A 20,786-nucleotide genomic window follows, 5' to 3' on the forward strand; every position below is an offset into this window, starting at 1 on the left:
GGGGGGGGCCGATGCTCAGTGCGGCAGGTCGCGGAATGGGGCGTCGCGGTAGGGGTCGGGTTCCTTGGGCAGTCCCAGCACCCGTTCGCCGATGATGTTGCGCTGAATCTGGTCCGTGCCGCCGCCGATCGAGGTGAAGTAGGCGTTGAGCGCCCGGAAGGTCACCGCGTCGCCGACCGGATTGTCCGGACCACTGAGCATCGACTCGACGCCGACGATCTCGGTCTGGACCCGGGCAGTCTCGTGCAGGATGCGCGACATCGCGATCTTGCCCAGCGCCAGCAGGGTGGCCGACTCGGCGCGATCAGTGCTGGTCTTGGCCCGTTGATTGTTCCAGCGGTTCACCGTGGTCAGCGCCTGTATGCGGGCGATCTCCTGGCGAATGTGGGAGTCGGTAAGACACCCGGCGTCGCGGGCCAAATCGACTAGGCCACTGGACTTCTCCTTGCGGCGTGCGGTGCGTGCCACATCACCCATCAGCCGGCGCTCGTAGCCCAGTGCGACCTGCAGCACCGACCATCCTTCGCCCGGTTCGCCGATCCGGTTGGCATCGGGAACGCGGGCGTTGGTCAGAAACACCTCATTGAACTCTGATTCGCCGGTGATCTGGTGGATCGGCCGAACCTCCACACCGGGCTGGCGCATCGGCAGCATGAAAAAGGTGATCCCGTTGTGCTTGGGCACATCCGGGTTGGTGCGTGCCACCAGCATGCCGTAGTCGGCGGTGGTCGCGAACGACGTCCAGACCTTCTGCCCGTTGACGATCCAGTCGTCACCGTCGCGCTCGGCGCGGGTGCGCAGGCCGGCCAGATCCGATCCCGCTCCGGGTTCGCTGTAGAGCAGGCACGACTTGGTCTCGCCGCGCAACGCCGGCGGCAGCAGCCGGTGCTTCTGTTCTTGCGAGCCGCGGTCGTGGATTGTGCAGGCGAACAGGTCGGCCCGGTCGTGGCCGGTTCCTGGAGCGCCGACGGCAGCGAATTCGGCTGCCACCAAGCGCGATTGACGGTCAGTCAGGCCGCGGCCGTAGCAGTCCGGCTCCCAGCTCGGAGCGGTCCAGCCGGCGGCCAGAATCGCCGCGGCGAAGGTGGCCCGGTCGGTACCGGGTGACCAGTTGGCGGCCAGCCAGTGGCGGACTTCCGCGCGAAGTGCATCGTCGTTGCGGTCGGGCAGCGTCATCTCACGCTCCGATCTCGTGCAGGTAGCGCTCTCGGTGCCAGGATGGGCTGCCGAACAGGTAGGCGTCGCTGCGTGCCCGGCGCAGATACCGGTGAGCGGGATGCTCCCAGGTGAACCCGATTCCGCCGTGCACCTGAATGTTGGTGGCGCCCACAAAGACAAAGGCATCCGAGCAATACGCCTGGGCCAGTGCGAGATCTGCGATCCAGTCGGCAGAACCGTCGGCGCCGGTAGCAGCCACATGGCGAGCGGCCGTCACCGCCGACTCGGCCTCCAACAACATGTCGGCACACATGTGCTTGACGGCCTGAAAACTGCCGATAGCCCGGCCGAACTGGAAGCGGGTCTTGGCGTAGTCGCGGGCCATCTCCATGGCGAACCGGGCGGCACCGGCCTGCTCACCGAGCAGTGCCACCGCGGAACGGTCCAGCGCGGCGGTCAATGTGGTGACACCGGCTCCGGCCGAGCCGACCGCCGTCGCCGGAGCGTCCGCCAACCGGACCAGACTCAGCCGTCGGGAGGGATCGACGGTGGTCAGCGGTTCCACCGTCACGCCCGGTCCGGCCGGATCGACAGCGAAGATTCCGGGGCCGTCCTCGGCGTCCGCCAGAACGTAGAGCAGGTCGGCGGTGTCCGCGTCGAGCACGAACCGCTTCTCGCCGCAGACCAGTCCGTCGCGGGCCGTGGCGGCCGGTGTCGCGGGTGGACGGGTCGAATCGCCCTCGGCGAAGGCAACCGCGACCCGGGTGCGCCCGGCAGCGATCGCCGGCAACACTGCCTCGTGTTGCGACGGGTCATCCACTGCCATAAGAAGATTGACCGCCAGCACCGCAGTCGACAGATACGGGCCGGAGAACAGGACCCGACCCAACTCTTCGGCTACTACCCCTACTTCGACCAATCCGGCACCGGCGCCGCCGTACTGCTCGGGCACCAGCAGGCCGAGCAGGCCCATCGCCGCCAACTCTGACCAGACATCGTCGTCGGGCGAGCGTTTGGCCATCAACTCCGCAACCGCGCCGCGCAGGGCCCGCAGTTCTTCGGGGCTTGAGCCGGCCACCGTCACACCGTCCGGCCGAAGGCGCTGCGCAGGCTCTCGCACTGGGAGGCGAAGAACGCCCGCGAGACAGCGACTTTGGGCATCAACAGGTCGAACCCGTGGAATGCCCCGCGAACGGTCTCGACCTTGCAGGGCACACCGGCTTGACGCAGTCGCTGCGCGTAGGCCAGATCCTCGTCGTGAAACAGATCCAAGGTGCCCACCCCGATCCAGGCCGGTGCCAGCCCGCTCAGGTCGGCACGCCGTGCCGGTACCGCCACCTGCGGATCCGCGTCGCCCAGATACGCGGTCCAGCCGAACCGGTTGCTCCGCGGATTCCACAGTCGGTAGCCGCGATCGGCCGGCAGCGCCGCGCTGCGATCATCGAGCATCGGGTACACCAGCAGCTGCAGCACGGGGGAGACCTCGCCGCGGTCGGCGGCCAACTGCGCCAGGGCGGCGGCCAGCCCGCCGCCGGCACTGGCGCCGCCGATCGCGATCCGGGCCGGATCGACCCCGGGCAGCTCGGCGAGCCGGGTCAGCGCCGCCCAGCAGTCCTCCAAGGCGGCGGGGTAGGGGTTCTGCGGCGCCAGTCGGTAGTCCACCGACGCAACCGTGGCGCCCAATTCCGCGCTGAACCTGCGGCAGAGGCGGTCATCCTGCGCGGCCGTGCCGATGACGTAGCCGCCACCGTGGATCCACAGCAATGCCGGTCCCGGATCGGCGGCGCGATTCGGCGGCCGAAAGATCCGGACGCCTGCCCCCGAGGGCAGGCCCAAGACCTCGACGTCGCCGGGGATGCGCCGACCCTGCATCGTGGTGAGTGCCTGCAGCACCGGCAGCGTTCGACGCCCGATCCCGCCACGTGGAAGGAACCGGGCAGTTCTGCGCAGATCTGGATGGAACCCGCTGCTTACCATCGGCTCAGTATTACCGGCGCCGGATCGGCGGCGTCGTCAACCCACCCGATTGCGACCGCCTCCGAACCCAAACGCGGTACCCTGCGCCAATGACGGGACGATCGCAGACCCCGGAGACCGGGCTCGACCTGGCCGGCCGGCTGCGTTGGCTGATGCGAGCTCGGCCGAGCGACTATCTGCTGGCGCTCAGCGTCGCCTCAGCGTCCTTGCCGGTGGTCGGGAAGCACCTGGAACCCCTGGGTGGGATGACCGCTATGGGGGTGTGGGGCACCCGCCATATGCCGGAGTTCTTCTCCAGCGCCGCCAAGTCCTGGCTGGTGCCCGGTGCCGCGGCCGCCCGCAAGCAGGAACGCGAGCAGACCCATGTGGTCAGCGAGGCCGCGCTGCGCGGGGTGGTCTCGACCGCCGACCTCGACATCGACTGGCCCGAGCCGGAGCAGGCGCCGCCGGTGGTGAAGGCGTTGCAGCACCGTCGGAACATCTATCGCTCCGGGGTGCAGTACGGCAGTGACCCCACGCAGGTGCTCGATGTGTGGCGGTCCCGCGAGCTGCCGGACGGGCCCGCGCCGGTGCTGATCTACGTCCCCGGTGGTGCCTGGGTGCACGGCAGCCGCATGCTCCAGGGCTATGCGCTGCTGTCCCACCTGGCCGAGCAGGGCTGGGTGTGCCTGTCGATCGACTACCGGGTCGCTCCGCACAACCGGTGGCCGAGCCACATCGTCGACGTCAAGACCGCGATCGCCTGGGCGCACGCCAACGTCGACAAGTTCGGCGGTGACCGCAATTTCGTTGCCGTGGCGGGCGCCTCAGCCGGCGGGCACCTGGCCGCCCTGGCGGGGCTGACCGGCAGCGCGGTCCGCGACGCCGAGTTCGCCGACCAATTGCCGGCCGGCGGGGACACTTCGGTGGACGCCGTGGTGGGTATCTACGGCCGCTACGACTGGGAGGATCGCTCCACCCCCGAACGGGAGGCGTTCGTCGACTTTTTGGAGCGAGTGGTGGTCGGCCGGTCGATGCGGCGCCACCGCGACCTTTACCGGCAGGCCTCCCCGATCGCGCGGGTGCATCCGGATGCGCCGCCGTTCCTGGTGGTGCACGGCAGCGCCGACACCGTCATCCCAGTCCAGCAAGCCCGTAGCTTCGCCGACCGCCTGCGGGCAGTGTCACGTTCCAAGGTCGGGTACCTGGAGCTGCCCGGGGCCGGGCACGGTTTCGACATGACGGACGGGGCCCGCACCGGGGCGGTAAGCACGGCAATCGGTTTGTTTCTCAACCAGATTCACCGTGACCGCGCCACGGTCGGGAGCAAACAGATCATCTGAAGCCGCCCGCCACGGTATGGTCCCTGCATGGCGAGGGGTGTGGGGTGAAGCGGCTCACCGGGTGGGATGCGGTTCTGCTGTACAGCGAGACGGCGAACGTGCACATGCACACTCTCAAGATCGCGGTGATCGAGCTGGACGCCGATCGGCACGGGTTCGACGTCGAAGCCTTTCGGCGGGTGATCCACGGTCGGCTCTACAAGTTGGATCCGTTCCGGTACCAGTTGGTGGACATTCCCGGTAAGTTCCACCACCCGATGTGGCGGGAGAACTGCGAAGTCGACCTGGCGTATCACATCAGGCCGTGGTCGCTGCCCGCTCCGGGCGGCCGCCGCGAACTCGATGAGGCCATCGGCGAGATCGGCAGCACGCCACTGGACCGTAGCCGGCCGCTGTGGGAGATGTACTTCATCGATGGCCTGGCAAACAATCGGATCGCGGTGGTCGGCAAGATCCACCATGCCCTGGCCGACGGGATCGCGTCGGCGAACCTGATGGCCCGCGGCATGGATCTGGTGGCCGGTGGGCCGAACGAGCGCGACTCCTACGAAACCGATCCCGCCCCCACCGGCGGGCAGTTGGTGCGTTCGGCGTTCCGCGATCATTTCCGGCAGATGGGCAAGATCCCGGCGACCATCGGCTATACCGCAGCCGGCATCGGTCGGGTCCGGCGCAGCACCCGCAAACTCTCTGCCGACCTCACCCGGCCGTTCACCCCGCCGCCGAGCTTCATCAACCACGTGCTCACGCCCGAACGCCGCTTCGCCACCGCAACGCTGGCGCTGGCCGATATCAAGGCGACCAGCAAGCAGTTGGGGATCACCATCAACGACCTGGTGCTGGCCATCTCGGCAGGGGCGTTGCGCACGCTGCTGCTGCGCTACGACGGGAAGGCGGATCACCCGCTACTGGCGTCGGTGCCGATGAGCTTCGACTTCTCTGCCGACCGGATCTCCGGCAATCGGTTCTCTGGAGTGCTGGTGGCCTTGCCGGTCGACGTGGCCGACGTGCGGGATCGGATCGCAAAGGCCCGGGAGGCGGCTGATCTGGCCAAGGAAGCCCATCACCTGGTCGGGCCGGAGCTGGTCAGCCGGTGGTCGGCGTACCTGCCGCCGGCGCCCGCGGAGTCGTTGTTCCGGTGGTTGTCGGGCAAGGACGGCCAGAACAAGGTTCTCAACCTCAACATCTCCAATGTTCCCGGTCCGCGAGAGCGCGGTAGGGTCGGCGGTGCGCTGGTCACCGAGATCTACTCGGTGGGGCCGTTGACTGCAGGCAGTGGCCTGAACATCACGGTGTGGAGCTACGTGGACCAGCTCAACATCTCGGTGCTGACTGATGGTGTCACCGTTGAAGATCCGCATGAGGTGACCAAGGCTCTGGTCAACGAGTTCATCGAAATCCGCCGTGCTGCTGGACTTTCCGAGCAGCTGACGGCGGTCGAGACAGCGATGGCGCCCGCTTAGACCTCAGTCGGACGCCGCCAGCGCCTGAAGTTCTCGCCGCAGTACCTTGCCGGTGTTGTTGCGCGGCAGCGCATCCATGATGGTGATGTCGCGCGGCACCTTGTAGCCGGCCAGGTTCTCCCTGACGTGCTGTTTCAGTTCGTCGGCCGAGGCCGAGGCCCCGGGCGTCAACACCACGAAGGCCACCAGCCGCTGTCCGTAGTCGGCGTCGTCGACACCGATCACCGCGGCCTCAGCGACGGCGCCATGGGTGATCAGCGCCTTCTCCGTCTCGATCGGATAGACGTTCTCGCCCCCGGAGACGATCATCTCGTCATCCCGGCCGACCACGAAAAGCCTTCCAGTGTCGTCGAAGTAGCCCAAGTCGCCCGACGCCATGAAACTATCGTGGAACATCTTGGAGTCGCCGCCGGTGTAGCCGTCGAACTGCGAGGAGTTGCGGACGAAGATCTGCCCGGTGACCCCGGCCGGAACCTCGACAAAATCCGCATCCAAGATCCGGATCTCGCTCCCCGGTGCCGGGCGGCCGGCGGTGTCGGGCGAGTAGCGCAGGTCCTGCGGTGTCGCCAGCGCGATCATGCCGGCTTCGGTCGCGTTGTAGTTGTTGTAGACCACGTCGCCGAAGGTGTCCATGAACGCCGTCACCACATCGGGATGCATTCGTGATCCCGAGGCTGTCGCGAATCGTAGTGATTTGCAAGGGTATTGGGCTCGAACATCTTCCGGCAGCGCCATGATCCGGTCTAACATCACCGGTACGACGCACAGTCCGGCCGCGTGGTTGGACTCGATGAGTTCCAGGGTGGCTTCGGGGTCGAACTTCCGTCGGGTGGCGATCGTGCAGGCCATGGTGAGTGCCAGCGCCAGCTGGGAGAATCCCCAGGCGTGGAACATGGGCGCGGCGATCACCACGGTTTCCTCTGTGTGCCAGGGGATCCGGTCGAAAATCGCTTGCAGGTCGGCGATCCCGCCTCCGCCGCGTCCGGAGCGCCGTGCCCCCTTGGGGGTGCCGGTGGTTCCGGAGGTGAGCATGACCAGCTTGCCGCTCCGCGACGCCTTGGCTGGTCGACGTCCGGCGTTGGCGTCGATCAACTCGTCTGCCGTCAGGCCGGGGACCTTAGTGTCGGTCCAACTGACCACCCGCGTGCACCCCGAGTCGACCGGCACAGCCAGATCCACTGCGGCGGTGAACTCTTCGTCGTAGAAGATCAGGTCGACACCTTCACGGGCGACGACTTCGGCCAACGCCGGCCCGGCGAAGCTGGTGTTGAGCAGCAGCACGTCGGCGCCGATCCGGTTGGCGGCCGCCAGCGCCTCGATGAAGCCGCGATGGTTGCGGCACATCAGAGCGATTGCCCGGGGCGTCCGCCCGGGCAGCCGTTGCAGGCCGGCGGCCAGCGCGTTACACCGCCGGTCGAGCTCGGCGTAGGTACATGTGCCGCGCTCGTCGATGATCGCCGGGCGGTCGCCACATCGCTGGGCCGCCATAGCGATCCCGGTAGTGGTGGTGCCGCCCTCGGCGGCGGCCGCGGCGGCAATCCGGAGGTATTTGTCCGGGCGCATGGGCGCCAACAGCCCGGCCCGGCTGAAGGTCACCAGCATCGAGCCGACCCGGTTGAGCGAGTCGAAGAGGCCCATCCCGCTCAGCCCAGGATCGGCAGACGGCGTTCGCTGGCGAGCTTGTCCAGCGCCTTTTGCATGACGGCACGCACGTGCGCGTCGACGAGGTCGATGTCGGGGTCCTCGCCGAACTCCGCGACGATGTCGATCGGCTCGCACACCTGCATGACGATCTTGGTGGGCAGCGGCAGGTTGACCGGCAACACCGCGGACAGGCCGAACGGGAAGCCGAACGAGATCGGCAGAATCTTGACCCGCATCAGCTTGTCCAGGCGCAGTGCCTTGGCCAGCCCGGTGCCGCGGGACAGGTAGAACTGGCTTTCCTGGCCACCGATCCCGACCGTCGGCACGATCGGGACACCGGCGTTGATCGCGGCGCGGATGTAGCCCTTGCGGCCGCCGAAGTCGATCTTGTTCTCTTCCAACGTCGGCCGGTAGACGTCGTAGTCGCCGCCAGGGAAGACCACCACCACGCCGCCGGAGCGCAGCGCCTCGTCGGCGTTGGCATGGTTGGCCGGGATGAACCCGGTCTTGCGGAAGAAGTCAGCCGTGAAGCCGGTGAAGATCAGGTCGTGGCTCAGCGTGTAGACCGGACGCTCGTAGCCGAACGTGTCGTAGAAGCCGGTGGCGAATACCGGGACGTCCATCGCGAACAGCCCGCCGGAGTGGTTCGAGACCACCAGGGCGCCGCCGTTGGGGAACGACTCAAAGCCCCGAACCTCGGCCCGGTGGTAGCCCTTGATGAACGGCCGCAACAGGCTCATGACCCGTTCGGTCAGACCGGGGTCCCACTTCGTGATGGGCCGGGGAACGTCGTCCGACCAGTCGTTGTCCGGCGTGTCCACCGCGGCCCCCTCAATTGAAACGTGTTCTAGTTTTGCCCATATTACCGGCTCAGACCCGCTGGTGGATACCATCAGCAAACTGTTCCGAGTGGCTCGAGGGGAGCTCCGCATCGACCTGCAGGCGTACTTCGACCGCATCGGCTATCGCGGTGGCACCGAGCCGACGCATGAGACGCTCACCGCCCTGGTGTCCGCGCACATCCGCCGCATCCCCTTCGAGAATCTCGATCCGCTGATGGGTCTGCCGGTGATCGACCTCAGTTCGGCGGCACTGAGCGCCAAGCTGGTGGCGAGGCGCCGCGGCGGCTACTGCTACGAGCACAACAATCTGATGCGCGACGTGCTGTGCGCGCTCGGCTTCGGGGCTGAGCGGCTGGCCGGGCGGGTGGTGTGGATGAGCCCGGAGGGGCTGGACGGGCCACCGCATCCGCAGACCCACCAGGCCTTGGCGGTGACGATCCCGGGGTCGGACCAGCGCTATCTCGTCGACGTCGGATTCGGCGGACAGACACCCACGGCACCGTTGCCGATGGTCCCCGACGAAGTCCAGCAGACGTCGCATGAGCCGTTCCGGCTCTGTCGGCGCGGGAGTGGCGCCGACGAGTTGGTGCTGGAGACGCTGATCGGCGAGCGCTGGCGGCCGTTGTACATCCTGGGACTGCAGCCCCGCCCGCTGATCGACATGCAGGTGGGCAGTTGGTACGTCTCCACCTACCCCGAGTCGAACTTCGTCGTCGGCCTCAGTGCGGCGCTGGTGACCGACGATGCCCGCTGGAACCTGCGCGGCCGCAACCTCGCCATCCACGCCGGCGGCGGCACCGAGCGGATTCGGTTCGACGACGCCGCGCAGGTATGCACGGCCCTGACCGACCGCTACGGCATCGACCTGTCCGGTTTGGGCGACGTCGAAGCCAAAGTGGCCTCGGTGCTGGACACCTGATGGTCAAGATCGCGTTGGCGGGCGCCGTGGCGGCCGCGGGACTGGCCTACGCCGGCATCGCATCGGCCGGGCCGATGCCGGGCATCGAGTTGCTGGACGACAACAGCAGCTGCACGGCGGGCTTTCTCACCCAGGACGATGCCGGCGGCTATTACCTGCTGACCAGCGGTCACTGCGATTCGCACGACGGATCGCAGTGGACCGACATCTTCGAGACGCCGCTGGGCATAATCACCGCCAGCGAGGACAACGGCGCGGACCGTGACGCCGCGATCATCCGGCTCGAACCCGGCGCCGGCCGACCTAACCCCAAAATCGCCGGCCGTTATCCGGTGGCCGGTGTGCTGTCGGCGGATCAGATTCACGTCGGCATGACGATCTGCAAGGTCGGTGCTCAGACAGGTGAGACCTGCGGTCCGGTGACCGCCGTGGCCGGCAACCTCGTGGAAACCGGCGTGTACAGCACCATCGGTGACAGCGGCAGTCCCGGCTTCGTGGTCAACCCGGACGGCAGCGTCAGCGCGGTCGGGATTCTGCAGGGCGGACCGGTGGACGACGACTCCAGCACCGACTTCGTCTTGGTGGAGCCGATCCTGCGCCAGTGGGGATTGCACGTGGTGCCTTAGGGTGCGCTGAAACGTTGCGATTCCGGCGACCAGCGCATCGTCAAGGTGCATGCTGGAATGATGGGTCACTTCAAGAGCAATGTGCGCGACCTGGAATTCAATCTGTTCGAACTGCTGGGGCTGGAGCAGTGCCTGGCCGACGGCGAGTTCGGAGATCTCGACGGCGACACCGTGCGCCAGATGCTGGCCGAAGCCGCCCGGCTGGCCGAGGGGCCGGTGGCCGAGTCCTTTGCCGCCAGCGACCGCCATCCGCCGGTGTTCGACCCGGCCACCCACAGTGTGACGCTGCCCGAACCCTTCAAGGAATCGCTGCGGGCCTGGAAGGAGGGCGAGTGGTTCCGGATCGGCCTGTGTGAAGAGGTCGGTGGGGTGCCGGCGCCCTCGATGGTGTCCTGGGCGATCAACGAACTGGCGCTGGGCGCCAACCCCGCGGTGTTCATCTTCATGGCCGGTCCGATCTTCGCCAACATCCTCTACGGGTTGGGCAACGAGCAGCAGCGGCACTGGGCTTCCATGGCGATCGAGCGGAACTGGGCCGCCACTATGGTGCTCACCGAACCCGACGCCGGCTCTGACGTCGGGGCGGGCCGCACCAAGGCCATCGAGCAACCCGACGGCACTTGGCACATCGACGGCGTCAAGCGATTCATCACCAACGGCGACACCGATGACCTGTTCGAGAACATCATGCATATGACCCTGGCCCGTCCCGAGGGCGCCGGACCGGGAACCAAGGGGCTCAGCCTTTTTCTGGTGCCCAAGTTCCTGCCGGACCCCGAGACCGGCGAGCCAGGGGAGCGCAACGGAGTGTTCGTCACCGGTCTGGAACACAAGATGGGGCTGAAGGTTTCGACCACCTGCGAACTGACCTTCGGCCAGCACGGCATTCCGGCGAAAGGGTGGCTGGTCGGTGACAGCCGCAATGGCATCGCCCAAATGTTCCGCGTCATCGAGTATGCGCGAATGATGGTGGGAACCAAGGCGATCGCCACCCTGTCCACCGGCTACCTCAATGCGCTGGAATACGCCAAGACCCGTATTCAGGGAGCCGACCTGACTCAGATGACCGACAAGACCGCGCCGCGGGTGTCGATCATCCATCACCCGGATGTGCGGCGCGCCCTGATGATGCAGAAGGTCTATGCCGAGGGCATGCGGGCGCTGTACCTCTACACCGCGGCCCACCAGAACCCGCAAGTCGCTATGCAGGTCTCGGGCGCCGACGCCGAGATGGCCGAACGGGTCAACGACCTGCTGCTGCCGATCGTCAAGGGCGTCGGTTCGGAACGGGCCTACCAGTACCTGACCGATTCACTGCAGACATTCGGCGGCTCGGGTTTCCTGCAGGACTACCCGATCGAGCAGTACATCCGTGACGCCAAGATCGACTCGCTATATGAGGGCACCACGGCAATTCAGGCGCAGGACTTCTTCTTCCGCAAGATCGCCCGCGACCGCGGTGTGGCGCTGACGCATCTGGTAGCCCAGATAGACGCGTTGCTCGACGACGCCGACGGCCATAAGGAACTGGCCGAATCACGCAAGCTACTGGCCGCCGCGCTCGATGACGTGCGGGCGATGGTGGCGGCTATGACCGGATACATGTTCGGCTCCCAGCAGGAGGCCCGGGAGCTCTATCGGGTGGGCTTGGGCTCGGTGCGATTCCTGCTGGCCGTCGGTGATCTGGTGATCGGCTGGCTGCTGATGCGTCAGGCCGAGATCGCGCTGACTGCACTGGATCACGGGGCCTCCGGCGACGATCAGCACTTCTACCGCGGCAAGGTGGCGGCGGCAAAGTTCTTCGCGGCCAATGTGTTACCCCGGCTAGGTGCGGATCGTCGCATGGTGGAGAGCGAGGACCTCGCGTTGATGGATCTCTCCGAGGACGCGTTCTAAAGCGCCTGCTCTGAACTGTCACCGTGTCCGAAGTGCAGCCACCACGGTGTGGTCACGATGCCAGACCTGCTTGAGTCGGATGTTTATAGACCACGCCGCCTTTCATGACGAAATCGACTTGGCCGGTCACCTCGATGTCGGTGAACGGGTCACCTGGCATGGCAACCAGATCGGCAATCTTGCCTTCGGCGACCACGCCGAGGTCGTCGAGTCGAAGTAGTTCGGCTGCCACGCTGGTGGCGGCCCGCAGCGCGCGCAGCGGGGTGATGCCGGTGGAGACCATCATCGGAAACTCGCGCCAGTTCTCGTCATGGGGGAACATGCCCGCGTCGGTGCCGAACGCGATCCGGACGTTGCTGGCCGCCAACCGTTCGGCGGTGTCCAGTAGTGCGCCGCGATACTTTTCGAATTTGCGACGGGCATAGTCGGGGACCATGGCCCAGAACGGATCGTCGCCGGCCAGTCGGGTGCCGAACAGGATGGCGTACTGGGTCGGCACCAGAAACACTCCGGCGTCCTCCAGCATGCGCAAGGCTGCTGCCGAGGCGAGGTTCCCATGCTCGATGCTGCGCACTCCGGCGCGCACCGCCCGCCGGATGCCGTCGTCGCCGTAGCTGTGCGGGGTGACGGGGATACCCAGATCGGTGGCGGTGGCGACCAGCGTATCCATCTCGTCTTGGCTGTAGGTGGCGTGACCCGGGTCATCCGACGGAGACGAAAAACCGCCGGTCGCCGCGAACTTGATCCAGTCGGCGCCGGCCCGAATCTCCTGGCGCACCCTGGTGCGGATCTCGTCGCGGCCGTCGGCTGCTGCGAGTTCCAGTGGCCGTGACGCGCCTTGATACTCGCCGGCCATCAGGCCGCTGAAATCGCCGTGACCCCCGCGCGCAGAGATCAGGTGCGGCGCCACCAGCAGCCGCGGCCCCTCGACGATGCCGGAAGCCACCGCGTCCCGTAGGTCGATTGTCGGGTAGTCCAGGTCCGCACACCCGAGGTCGCGCACCGTGGTGAAACCGTTGCGCAGCAACGCCTGCAGCACCGGCAGTGCCTTCAACGCCTTGGCGGTGCTCGAGTCGGCGGCCAGGGCCGGCCTGACCGGTGGTATCACCATGACGTGGGTGTGGCAGTCGATGAATCCGGGTGTAAGGGTGTGCCCGGTCAGATTCACCACCTGGGCATCCGCCGGGGGATCGACCGCCTCAGCGACCCGCTGTATCCGCCCGTCGGCCACCACTATCTGGCGCGGTTTCGCCGTGTCCGAGACCCCGTCCCACACGTCGGCGCCGGTGATCAAGGTCGTCGGGCTCATCGTGGTCGCCTCCTCGGGTCCCGCTAACCCGTCTCGCTGGCCCGTTACGCCCGAGGCGGTGGACACCCACACCAGAAAGTATCGGCTGCCCGACCCTGGCTACGCCATCGTCCAGTGAGCGCGCGATTGAGCGACGGTTCCGCGGGATTCGGTAGACCGATGACACCTGTGTGATGCACTGGCTGCCATGGTTCGCAACGCCGCCTCCACAGGCACGGAGAGTCGCCAAGGCGACAAGCCGACGACCCGGGTCCAACAGCAGGAACGGACGCGGGCGCGACTGCTCTTGGCCGGGGAACAGGCATACCTGGAGAAGGGCTTTCACGGGGCCACTGCCGCCGAGATCGCCCGCCGGGCCGGCTACTCCACCGGGGCGCTGTACAGCAATTTCGCCAGCAAGGATGACCTCCTGCTGGGTGTGCTGGATCAGCACGTGGCCGGCGACGTCGAACAGCTCGGCACAGCAGTGCGCGCCGCGGCGTCCGTCGCGGAGGTGGTGGACAAGGTCAGCGGCTGGTTCGGTGACATGTTTCGCAACGACCCCCGGTGGCGTGTCCTTGAGGTCGAACTCGCCATCGCGGGGTTGAGCAAGCCGGAACTCGCCGCGCGGCTGCGCGAGCGACAACGCGGCTTCACTCGCGGCGTGGCGAAGCTGCTCCGAGGGCAGGCCGACCGCTTGGGAGCCGCCTTGCCGCTGCGGGAGGAGATGCTTGCCGAGGCGTTGCTGAGCTTGGGTGACGGCTTGAGCGTGCACGCCCTGCTGGACCCCGATATCGACGCCACCACCGTGTTCGCTCGCGGATTGACGGTCTTGCTCGGCGCCGGCGACAGCGTCCCTGGCGACCGCGGCTGACGCGTGCTAGCGTTTCAGATAACGTCATTATCTGAAACGGGGTGACTGGGATGACCACCACACGCGGCAGCGTGGACGAACGCATTGACCGGCTCAGCCGCGCGTCACAGCGGCACGTCATCGACCCCGATGTCGACATACCGGGCCAGTGCGGACCCGGCCAGGTGCTGCCCGACGAATTGCTGTCCGTTTACGGCATGGACCTGCAGTTGACTCCCGACCAAAAGACCCGGCTGGCCCGCGAGGAGGTCGCCGCGGTCATGGACATGGGCATCCGATTCGAATCGGTGCTGATGGCGGGATTCTGTCTGGAGCTGGCCGTTCGCACAGAACTCAACGACTCCCGAACGGTTTATGCGCTGCACGAGGTCGGCGAGGAGACCCGGCATTCGCGGCTGTTTCTGCGGGTGATCGACCAGTTGCAGCCGAAGGCCCGCAGCCCCTTTATCCCCCGCGGGAGGTTGGGGCGCTGGTTGGAGCTTCGCGCCGATTTCGCGCTCATCCGGCGGCCGGCGTTGTTCACCACGTTGGTGCTCGGCGGCGAAGAAATTCCGGACCTGATGCAGAAGCGCGCCGCAGAGCATCCGGACACCGACCCGTTCCTGGCTGCCGTCAACCGCTATCACCGTCAAGAGGAAGCGCGGCACCTGTCCTTCGCGCGGCTGCGTATCCCGGAAATCTGGGCCGACACCACCTGGGGCGACCGCTTTGCGGTCCGTTATCTGGCGCCGCTGATTCTGCGGGAACTGTTCCATGAGCTGGTCCATCCCGGCGTCTATGCCAGTGTGGGCCTGCCGAAATGGCGCACCTGGCGGGCGGTGCGCCGACAGCCGCAGCGTCGTGAACTGCTGCACGAATCGGTCCGGCCGGTGCTGAGGGCGTTGGTCGACGGTGGTGCCCTGCGAGTGGGGGCCATCCCCAAGCCGTGGCGGACGCTGGCCCACGTCGACCGCGACGGGCGGCCCGTCAGCTGACGCGCCGCTGCCGAACCTTGTAGGTCGACGGCCACGACACCCGGGTGTCGTCGCCCAGCAGCGGTGTGCCCTTAGTGCCGACGGTGACGTTGTAGGCCTGTTCGCCGGGGCCTACTTCGCGGTTGGCGTGTTCGGTGGCCAGGTAGTACAGCTGGTCGATCTCCAGGTCGACGAAGGCGACAAAGCTCGTCTTGCGGACCGCGTCGCCGAAGCCGGCGGTCATGCGGTCCGACAAGGTGCGCGAAGCGATCACCGCCGCGGCCAGGACCCCGAACGGAATCACCCAGGAGCACAGGTAGCTCAGCGGTGTGCCGGCGTCAGGCAGCAGGATCGCGGGGATTGCCGCCGAGACGAACGTTGCCGTCAAAGCACCCAGCCAGATCCACGTCACCCGTTGCACGACGGGGCTGAACAGTTCGGATTGCGCCACCGCCGCCGGCAGATCCGCCTTCACCACGGCTGCCACCACGGATCTGCCCAGTGCCGCGCTGGCGAGCAGCGTCGCGAGCAGCCCGGCGAAACTCAACGCCAGCACCCAATGTTGGGCCCCGGGGAACGCCAGCGTTAGCACCGCCAGCGCCGCGAACGTCGCAACGGCCCCGATGCTCACGGACCGTCCCGACGAGTCGCGGCTGCTGACCACGACGGTGAAAGCGACAGCCAGCGCCACCGCCGCCGCGATCACCGGCGGCGTATTTCCCACCAGCACCCAATACGCCGCCCAGGGTGCAAACCACACCAGCACGCCCACGGACGGCAGTATAGGGGCTTACCGTTGCGGCAACGGCAAGGTGAACTGATCTGAGGCGCTACCCGATCAGGCGTCCAGGGTGTAGCCCATCGGCATCAGCACGCTCTTCTGCTGGGTGAAGTGCTCCACGCCCTCTTTGCCGTTCTCCCGGCCGATGCCGGAGTTCTTGTAGCCGCCGAACGGACAGCACGGGTCGAAGGCGTACCAGTTGATCCCGTAAGTCCCGGTGCGGATCTTGCTCGCGATCTCGATCCCACGCGGGACATCGGAGGTCCATACGCTGCCGGCCAACCCGTACACCGAGTCATTGGCGATCGCGATCGCGTCGTCCTCGGTGTCGTAGGCGATGATCGACAGCACCGGCCCGAAGATCTCCTCCTGGGCGATGGTCATGGAGTTGTCCACGTCGGCGAACACCGTCGGCTCGACGAAGAAGCCGCCGTCCAGTCCCTCCGGGCGGCCGCCGCCGCACACCAGCCGAGCACCCTCCTCGATGCCCTTGGCGATGTAACCCTCGACCCGCTCGCGCTGCTTCTCACTGATCAGCGAACCGATCTGGGCGCCCGGGTCATCCGGCAGGCCGACCGGCAGCGCGGTGACGAAGTTCTTGACGGCCTCCACGACTTCCTCGTAGCGCGAGCGAGGCGCCAGGATGCGGGTCTGGGCCACACAGGCCTGGCCGGTGTTCATGATCCCGGAGAACACCAGCATGGGGATCGCCGATGCCAGGTCGACGTCCTCGAGCACGATGGACGCCGACTTGCCGCCGAGCTCCAGCGTGCACGGCTTGAGCAGGTCCGCGGCGCGCTTGCCGATCTCCTTGCCGACGGCCGAGCTGCCGGTGAAGGAGAAGATGTCCACGCCCGGGTTGGACGTCAGCGCCTGACCGGTCTCGGCGCCGCCCGGCACCACCGACAGCACGCCTTCCGGCAGGCCCGCGTCTGCGAACGCCTGCGCCAGCAGGTTCGCGCTGAACGGCGTCTCGGCGGCAGGCTTGAGCACCACCGTGCAGCCGGCCAACAGAGCCGGCCCCAGCTTGTTGACCGCCAGGAACAGCGGCACGTTCCACGCCACGATCGCGCCGACCACGCCGATCGGTTCGCGGCGCACGATGGTCTGGCCGTAGGCGCCGGTGCGGATCTCTTCCCAGCTGACCTCGTCGACGGCGGGGCCGGCGAAGAAGTTCAAGGAGCCCAGCGAGCTCATCCAGTGCATCGTCTCGACGCTCAGCGGGGGCTGGCCGGTCTCGGCGCCCAGCAGCGCGGTGAACTGGTCCTTGCGCTCCTCCATCAGCTTGATCGCGGCGGCGATGACCGCGGCCCGCTCGGCCGGCGGGGTCGACGGCCAGGGGCCGGAGTCGAACGCGGTGCGGGCGGCGGCTACCGCGGCGTCCACATCGCCCTTGGCTGCCAGCGGCACCTTGCCGACATACTTGCCGGTGGCCGGGCTGTGAACTTCGATCACCCGATCGGTGGACGGAGCGGTCCACTTGCCGCCGATGAAGAGGGTGTCGTATTCGGTGATGCTGGAGTCGGTCATGGGCGTCACCCTACCTAGCCGACCGGCGGATTAGAACACGTTGCAGTCAATCCGTTATTGCGGTTGCAGCACCAGCACCAGATTGCTCACACCGAACTCGCGAAGGCCCGGCACTTTCGTCATCGACCACGCCCATCGCGGGTGATAACGGGGGAATGCGGCGACCAGTGCCCCGGTGTGGCGGGCCCAGTCCAGCCCCTCGGCGGCCGACACCGCGAACAATGACGAGCCGTAGTTGTTCTTCGGTGGGTGGCCGTGTCGCCGGGTGTAGCGCCGGGCGGCTCGCTGCCCGCCCAGATAGTGCGTCAGGCCCATCTCGTGGCCGCCGAACGGACCCAGCCACACCGTGTAGGACAGCACCGCCAGCCCGCCGGGCCGGGTGACCCGGAGCATCTCGTTGCCGAGCTGCCAGGGCCGCGGCACATGCTCGGCGACGTTGGAGGACAGGCAGACGTCCACGCTGGCGTCGGCGAACGGCAGCGCCATCCCCGAGGCCCGAACGAAGCTGCCCATCAGGGGCCCGGCATCCGCGGGACCGGCCGCATGCATCTCGGCCGGGTCGGGTTCCACGCCCACATAGCGCAGCCCGACGTCGGCGAACGCGGTGGCGAAATAGCCCGGACCGCCACCGACGTCGAGCACGGTCTTGCCGGCCGGATCGTCGCCGCACACCCCCCGCCACAGCTCAGTGACCATGGCGGCGGTGTCGTCGGCCAGCGCACCATAGAACCGGGCCGGCGCGCTCTGCTCGTAGCGGAACTGGGACAGCAGGCGCACCGAACGGGCCAGCGTCGCGCGTCGCGCGAACAGGTCGGTGGCAGCCACCGAGCCAGCCTAGAACTCCGCCCAAGGTGAAGGTGACCGCACGCCGGGCCCGAACGTGCAGCTGGCTTTACACTCGGCGGGGCTGGGAGCCGGCCGACTACCCTGGTCGGCGTGCCTGCCGTTCGCTCCGTCCTGCTGCTGTGTTGGCGTGACACCGGGCATCCGCAGGGGGGCGGCAGCGAGACCTACCTGCAGCGCATCGGCGCCGAGTTGGCCGCCGCCGGCGTGGCGGTCACGCTGCGCACCGCCCGCTACCCGGGCGCGCCCAAAAGCGAGGTCGTCGACGGCGTGCGCATCAGCCGCCGCGGTGGGCCCTACACCGTGTATCTCTGGGCGCTGGGAGTGATGGCGGCGGCGCGCATCGGCCTTGGACCGCTGCGCGGGGTGCGACCCGACGCGGTGATCGACACCCAGAACGGGCTGCCGTTCCTGGCCCGGCTGATCTACGGGCGGCGCGTCGCGATGCTGGTGCACCACTGCCACCGCGAGCAGTGGCCGGTGGCCGGGCCGGTGCTGAGCCGGATCGGCTGGATGGTGGAGTCGAGGCTGTCGCCCTGGCTGAACCGGCGCAATCAATACCTGACGGTGTCACTGCCCTCGGTGCGCGACCTGATCGAGCTGGGAGTGGGCCCCGAGCGCATCGCGGTGGTGCGCAACGGCCTGGACGAGGCGCCGCCGGCGACGCTGACGCACCCTCGCTCGCCGACGCCGCGGGTGGTGGTGCTGTCCCGCCTGGTGCCGCATAAGCAGATCGAGGATGCGCTGGATGCGGTTGCGGCGTTGCGTGCCGAGGTACCTGGCCTGCACCTGGATGTCATCGGCGGAGGCTGGTGGCGCAACCGGCTGGTGGAGCACGCCGCGGAGCTGGGGATCACCGACGCGGTCACCTTCCACGGCCACGTCGATGAGGTCGCCAAACACGAACTGGTGCAACGGGCTTGGGTGCACGTGTTGCCGTCCCGCAAGGAAGGCTGGGGCCTGGCCGTCATCGAGGCGGGCCAGCACGGTGTGCCCACCGTCGGCTACCGGTCCTCCGGTGGGCTGTCCGATTCGATCGTCGACGGGGTCACCGGGTTGTTGGTCGACGACCGCGACGAGCTGGTCGAGCAACTGCGGCGACTGCTGGCGGACGCGGTGCTGCGCGAGCAGCTCGGCGCCAAGGCGCAGGACCGCAGCGCCGAATTCTCCTGGAGGCAAAGCGCCGAAGGCTTGCATACGGTGCTGGCGGCCGTCCGGCAACGTCGCTACATCAGCGGCGTGGTCTGAGGCGATAGCTCGCTAAGCAGTGCGCGGCCAGGGGCGGAGCTGCTCGATTTGAGCGGCGAGGCCGAGCAGGGTCCGCTCCGACCCGGGTTTGCCGACCAACTGCACGCCCACGGGCAGGCCCTGGCGGTCGAGTCCGGCGGGCACGTTCATCGCGGGCCAACCGATGATGTTCCACGGTGCGGCGAAGGGGGCGTAGCGAGCGTTGGCGACCAGCGAGGCGAGCCAGCCTCGCTGCGCCCAACGTCGTGATCTGATCGGCGGTTGAGCCAGCGTCGGCGTGACCAGGACGTCGGTGTCGGCGAAGAAGTCCAACGCGCGCTGCCGCCACACTTCGCGTCCCCGGGGGTTCGCACGACCCCGCTTCACGACGGCGTCTCCGATCCGCACATGGATGCGATTGCGGCGCTCCAATAAGGAGGCGTTCGTCGAGGCGTGTGCATCGGCAGCAGCGCCCGCCGTCCACAACGCCAGTGCGGTCGTGTTCATCAGCGTGGCCGGGTAACGCGGGGTCGCCGACCGAATGAGGTGGCCGCCGCGAAGAAGATCGGCAGTCCGATAGACCGCCTCAGCCCAACCGCGTGCTACCGGCGTAGCGAGGCTGGGAGCCGAAGTCGAGACCGCGATCCGCAAGGTGGGCGGATCGAGCAGTGCCGCGGCATCCGGATCGTCGGCCAGGACCGAGAACATCAGCGCGGCATCTGCGACGGTGGTCGTAAGCGGTCCGTTCTCGGACATCCCTCCCCAGGATGCATGCGCCTCGCCGACCGGCACCACCCCGTGGCCAGGCTTGAGGCCAACCAATCCGCAGCACGCAGCCGGGATCCGAATCGAGCCCATACCGTCGTTCCCGTGGGCGATGGGTACCGCTCCCGATGCGACCGCAGCCGCGGAGCCCCCGGACGAGCCTCCCGGCGTCCGCTCCGGATTCCAGGGATTGCGGGTGACGCCGAAGGCCGAATCGGTTGCCCCCCAGATGCAGAGCTCGGGAACGCGCGTCAGCCCGACGATCACCGCGCCGGCAGCGCGAAGGCGACGAACGACCTCGTGATCGGTCGTTCGAGGTGCCGCGCTGGTGGCCAGCGAGCCGTCCCGCATCGGTTCCCCGGCTACGGCGATGTTGTCTTTGATGGCAATCGGAACGCCCGCCAACGGAAGCGAACCGCGATCGTCGCGGGCGTCGATCGCGTCCGCCTCGGCCAGCCCAGCGTCGGTGCGGATCAGCTGCCACGCGTTGAAGACCGGCTGGGTCTGCTCGATCCGGTGCAGCGCTTGCTGTGTGGCGGCCCGGGCCGTCAGTGATCCGCTCTGAACTGCGGCCGCAATCTCGGTCGCGGTGAAGTCCACGCCGAGACCCTATCGCCTCGCAATCCTCAGTCGGCGTCGATTCCGACCGGTTAGTGGACTGCTTCATACTGGCCTAAG

General features: G+C 67.6%; 18 protein-coding genes. 8 read left to right on the forward strand and 10 right to left on the reverse strand.

Annotated elements, in window-relative coordinates:
• Positions 1–15: 15 nt before the first annotated feature.
• Genes ACKY0X_RS00920 through ACKY0X_RS00930 form a run of 3 tightly spaced genes read right to left on the reverse strand, consistent with a single transcriptional unit; the run spans position 16 to position 3,135 of the window.
• Positions 16–1,176: an acyl-CoA dehydrogenase family protein gene (locus ACKY0X_RS00920; protein ID WP_409427932.1), complete on the reverse strand. Its 1,161-nt coding sequence runs from the start codon at positions 1,174–1,176 to the stop codon at positions 16–18.
• Position 1,177: 1 nt separating this feature from the next.
• Positions 1,178–2,236: an acyl-CoA dehydrogenase family protein gene (locus ACKY0X_RS00925; RefSeq protein ID WP_409427933.1), complete on the reverse strand. Its 1,059-nt coding sequence runs from the start codon at positions 2,234–2,236 to the stop codon at positions 1,178–1,180.
• Positions 2,237–2,238: 2 nt separating this feature from the next.
• Positions 2,239–3,135, reverse strand: a complete 897-nt coding sequence (locus ACKY0X_RS00930; protein WP_409427934.1) for an alpha/beta hydrolase — start codon at positions 3,133–3,135, stop codon at positions 2,239–2,241.
• Positions 3,136–3,224: 89 nt separating this feature from the next.
• Here ACKY0X_RS00930 and ACKY0X_RS00935 point away from each other — a divergent pair, with 89 nt between their 5' ends.
• Together ACKY0X_RS00935 and ACKY0X_RS00940 are read left to right on the forward strand one after the other, a co-directional pair.
• Entirely contained in the window at positions 3,225–4,457 is a 1,233-nt protein-coding gene (locus ACKY0X_RS00935; RefSeq protein ID WP_409427935.1) for an alpha/beta hydrolase fold domain-containing protein, read from the forward strand.
• A 44-nt stretch (positions 4,458–4,501) separates the two neighbouring features.
• A complete protein-coding gene (locus ACKY0X_RS00940; protein WP_409427936.1) occupies positions 4,502–5,920 on the forward strand; it encodes a WS/DGAT/MGAT family O-acyltransferase in 1,419 nt (472 codons plus the stop codon).
• A gap of 3 nt (positions 5,921–5,923) precedes the next feature.
• On the opposite strand, the gene fadD12 is transcribed toward ACKY0X_RS00940, so the two are convergent.
• Complete coding sequence (gene fadD12 / locus ACKY0X_RS00945; RefSeq protein ID WP_409427937.1) at positions 5,924–7,558, reverse strand: acyl-CoA ligase FadD12; 1,635 nt, start codon at positions 7,556–7,558, stop codon at positions 5,924–5,926.
• 5 nt (positions 7,559–7,563) lie between these two features.
• Positions 7,564–8,304: a 1-acyl-sn-glycerol-3-phosphate acyltransferase gene (locus ACKY0X_RS00950; protein ID WP_409429764.1), complete on the reverse strand. Its 741-nt coding sequence runs from the start codon at positions 8,302–8,304 to the stop codon at positions 7,564–7,566.
• 169 nt (positions 8,305–8,473) lie between these two features.
• On the opposite strand from ACKY0X_RS00950, the gene ACKY0X_RS00955 reads away from it, so the two are divergent.
• The 3 genes from ACKY0X_RS00955 to ACKY0X_RS00965 are packed head-to-tail and all read left to right on the forward strand — an operon-like array spanning position 8,474 to position 11,847.
• The gene (locus ACKY0X_RS00955; RefSeq protein ID WP_409427938.1) at positions 8,474–9,325 is read left to right on the forward strand and encodes an arylamine N-acetyltransferase family protein; all 852 of its coding nucleotides are present in this window, start codon (positions 8,474–8,476) and stop codon (positions 9,323–9,325) included.
• Positions 9,325–9,951, forward strand: coding sequence for a S1 family peptidase (locus tag ACKY0X_RS00960; protein ID WP_409427939.1), 627 nt, complete (start codon positions 9,325–9,327; stop codon positions 9,949–9,951). Before ACKY0X_RS00955 ends, ACKY0X_RS00960 begins: the two co-directional genes overlap by 1 nt.
• A gap of 60 nt (positions 9,952–10,011) precedes the next feature.
• Positions 10,012–11,847, forward strand: coding sequence for an acyl-CoA dehydrogenase (locus tag ACKY0X_RS00965; RefSeq protein WP_409429765.1), 1,836 nt, complete (start codon positions 10,012–10,014; stop codon positions 11,845–11,847).
• Between the two features lie 52 nt (positions 11,848–11,899).
• Here the strand turns inward: ACKY0X_RS00965 and ACKY0X_RS00970 are convergent, their stop codons facing one another.
• Entirely contained in the window at positions 11,900–13,156 is a 1,257-nt protein-coding gene (locus tag ACKY0X_RS00970) for an amidohydrolase family protein (RefSeq protein WP_409427940.1), read from the reverse strand.
• A 187-nt stretch (positions 13,157–13,343) separates the two neighbouring features.
• Between ACKY0X_RS00970 and ACKY0X_RS00975 the strand changes: the two genes are divergently transcribed.
• Positions 13,344–14,009, forward strand: a complete 666-nt coding sequence (locus ACKY0X_RS00975; protein ID WP_409427941.1) for a TetR/AcrR family transcriptional regulator — start codon at positions 13,344–13,346, stop codon at positions 14,007–14,009.
• A gap of 50 nt (positions 14,010–14,059) precedes the next feature.
• Positions 14,060–14,983 (forward strand): diiron oxygenase, encoded by a 924-nt coding sequence (locus ACKY0X_RS00980; protein WP_409427942.1) that lies wholly within the window; start codon positions 14,060–14,062, stop codon positions 14,981–14,983.
• Here ACKY0X_RS00980 and ACKY0X_RS00985 read toward each other — a convergent pair.
• The 3 genes from ACKY0X_RS00985 to ACKY0X_RS00995 all read right to left on the reverse strand — a co-directional run bounded on the left by ACKY0X_RS00985 (position 14,976) and on the right by ACKY0X_RS00995 (position 18,098).
• Positions 14,976–15,734, reverse strand: a complete 759-nt coding sequence (locus ACKY0X_RS00985) for a hypothetical protein (RefSeq protein WP_409427943.1) — start codon at positions 15,732–15,734, stop codon at positions 14,976–14,978. The two genes, ACKY0X_RS00980 and ACKY0X_RS00985, sit on opposite strands and share 8 nt — an antisense overlap.
• A 66-nt stretch (positions 15,735–15,800) precedes the next feature.
• Positions 15,801–17,273, reverse strand: a complete 1,473-nt coding sequence (locus ACKY0X_RS00990) for an aldehyde dehydrogenase (RefSeq protein WP_409427944.1) — start codon at positions 17,271–17,273, stop codon at positions 15,801–15,803.
• Between the two features lie 54 nt (positions 17,274–17,327).
• Positions 17,328–18,098 carry a class I SAM-dependent methyltransferase gene (locus tag ACKY0X_RS00995; protein WP_409427945.1) on the reverse strand — a complete coding sequence of 257 codons (771 nt, stop codon included), beginning with the start codon at positions 18,096–18,098 and terminating at the stop codon, positions 17,328–17,330.
• Between the two features lie 111 nt (positions 18,099–18,209).
• Between ACKY0X_RS00995 and ACKY0X_RS01000 the strand changes: the two genes are divergently transcribed.
• Positions 18,210–19,364 (forward strand): glycosyltransferase family 4 protein, encoded by a 1,155-nt coding sequence (locus ACKY0X_RS01000; RefSeq protein WP_409427946.1) that lies wholly within the window; start codon positions 18,210–18,212, stop codon positions 19,362–19,364.
• Positions 19,365–19,376: 12 nt separating this feature from the next.
• Here the strand turns inward: ACKY0X_RS01000 and ACKY0X_RS01005 are convergent, their stop codons facing one another.
• Complete coding sequence (locus ACKY0X_RS01005) at positions 19,377–20,708, reverse strand: amidase (RefSeq protein ID WP_409427947.1); 1,332 nt, start codon at positions 20,706–20,708, stop codon at positions 19,377–19,379.
• Between the last annotated feature and the right edge of the window lie 78 nt (positions 20,709–20,786).

This window comes from Mycobacterium sp. SMC-11 (assembly GCF_046250095.1).
Lineage (GTDB): Bacteria > Actinomycetota > Actinomycetes > Mycobacteriales > Mycobacteriaceae > Mycobacterium > Mycobacterium heraklionense_A.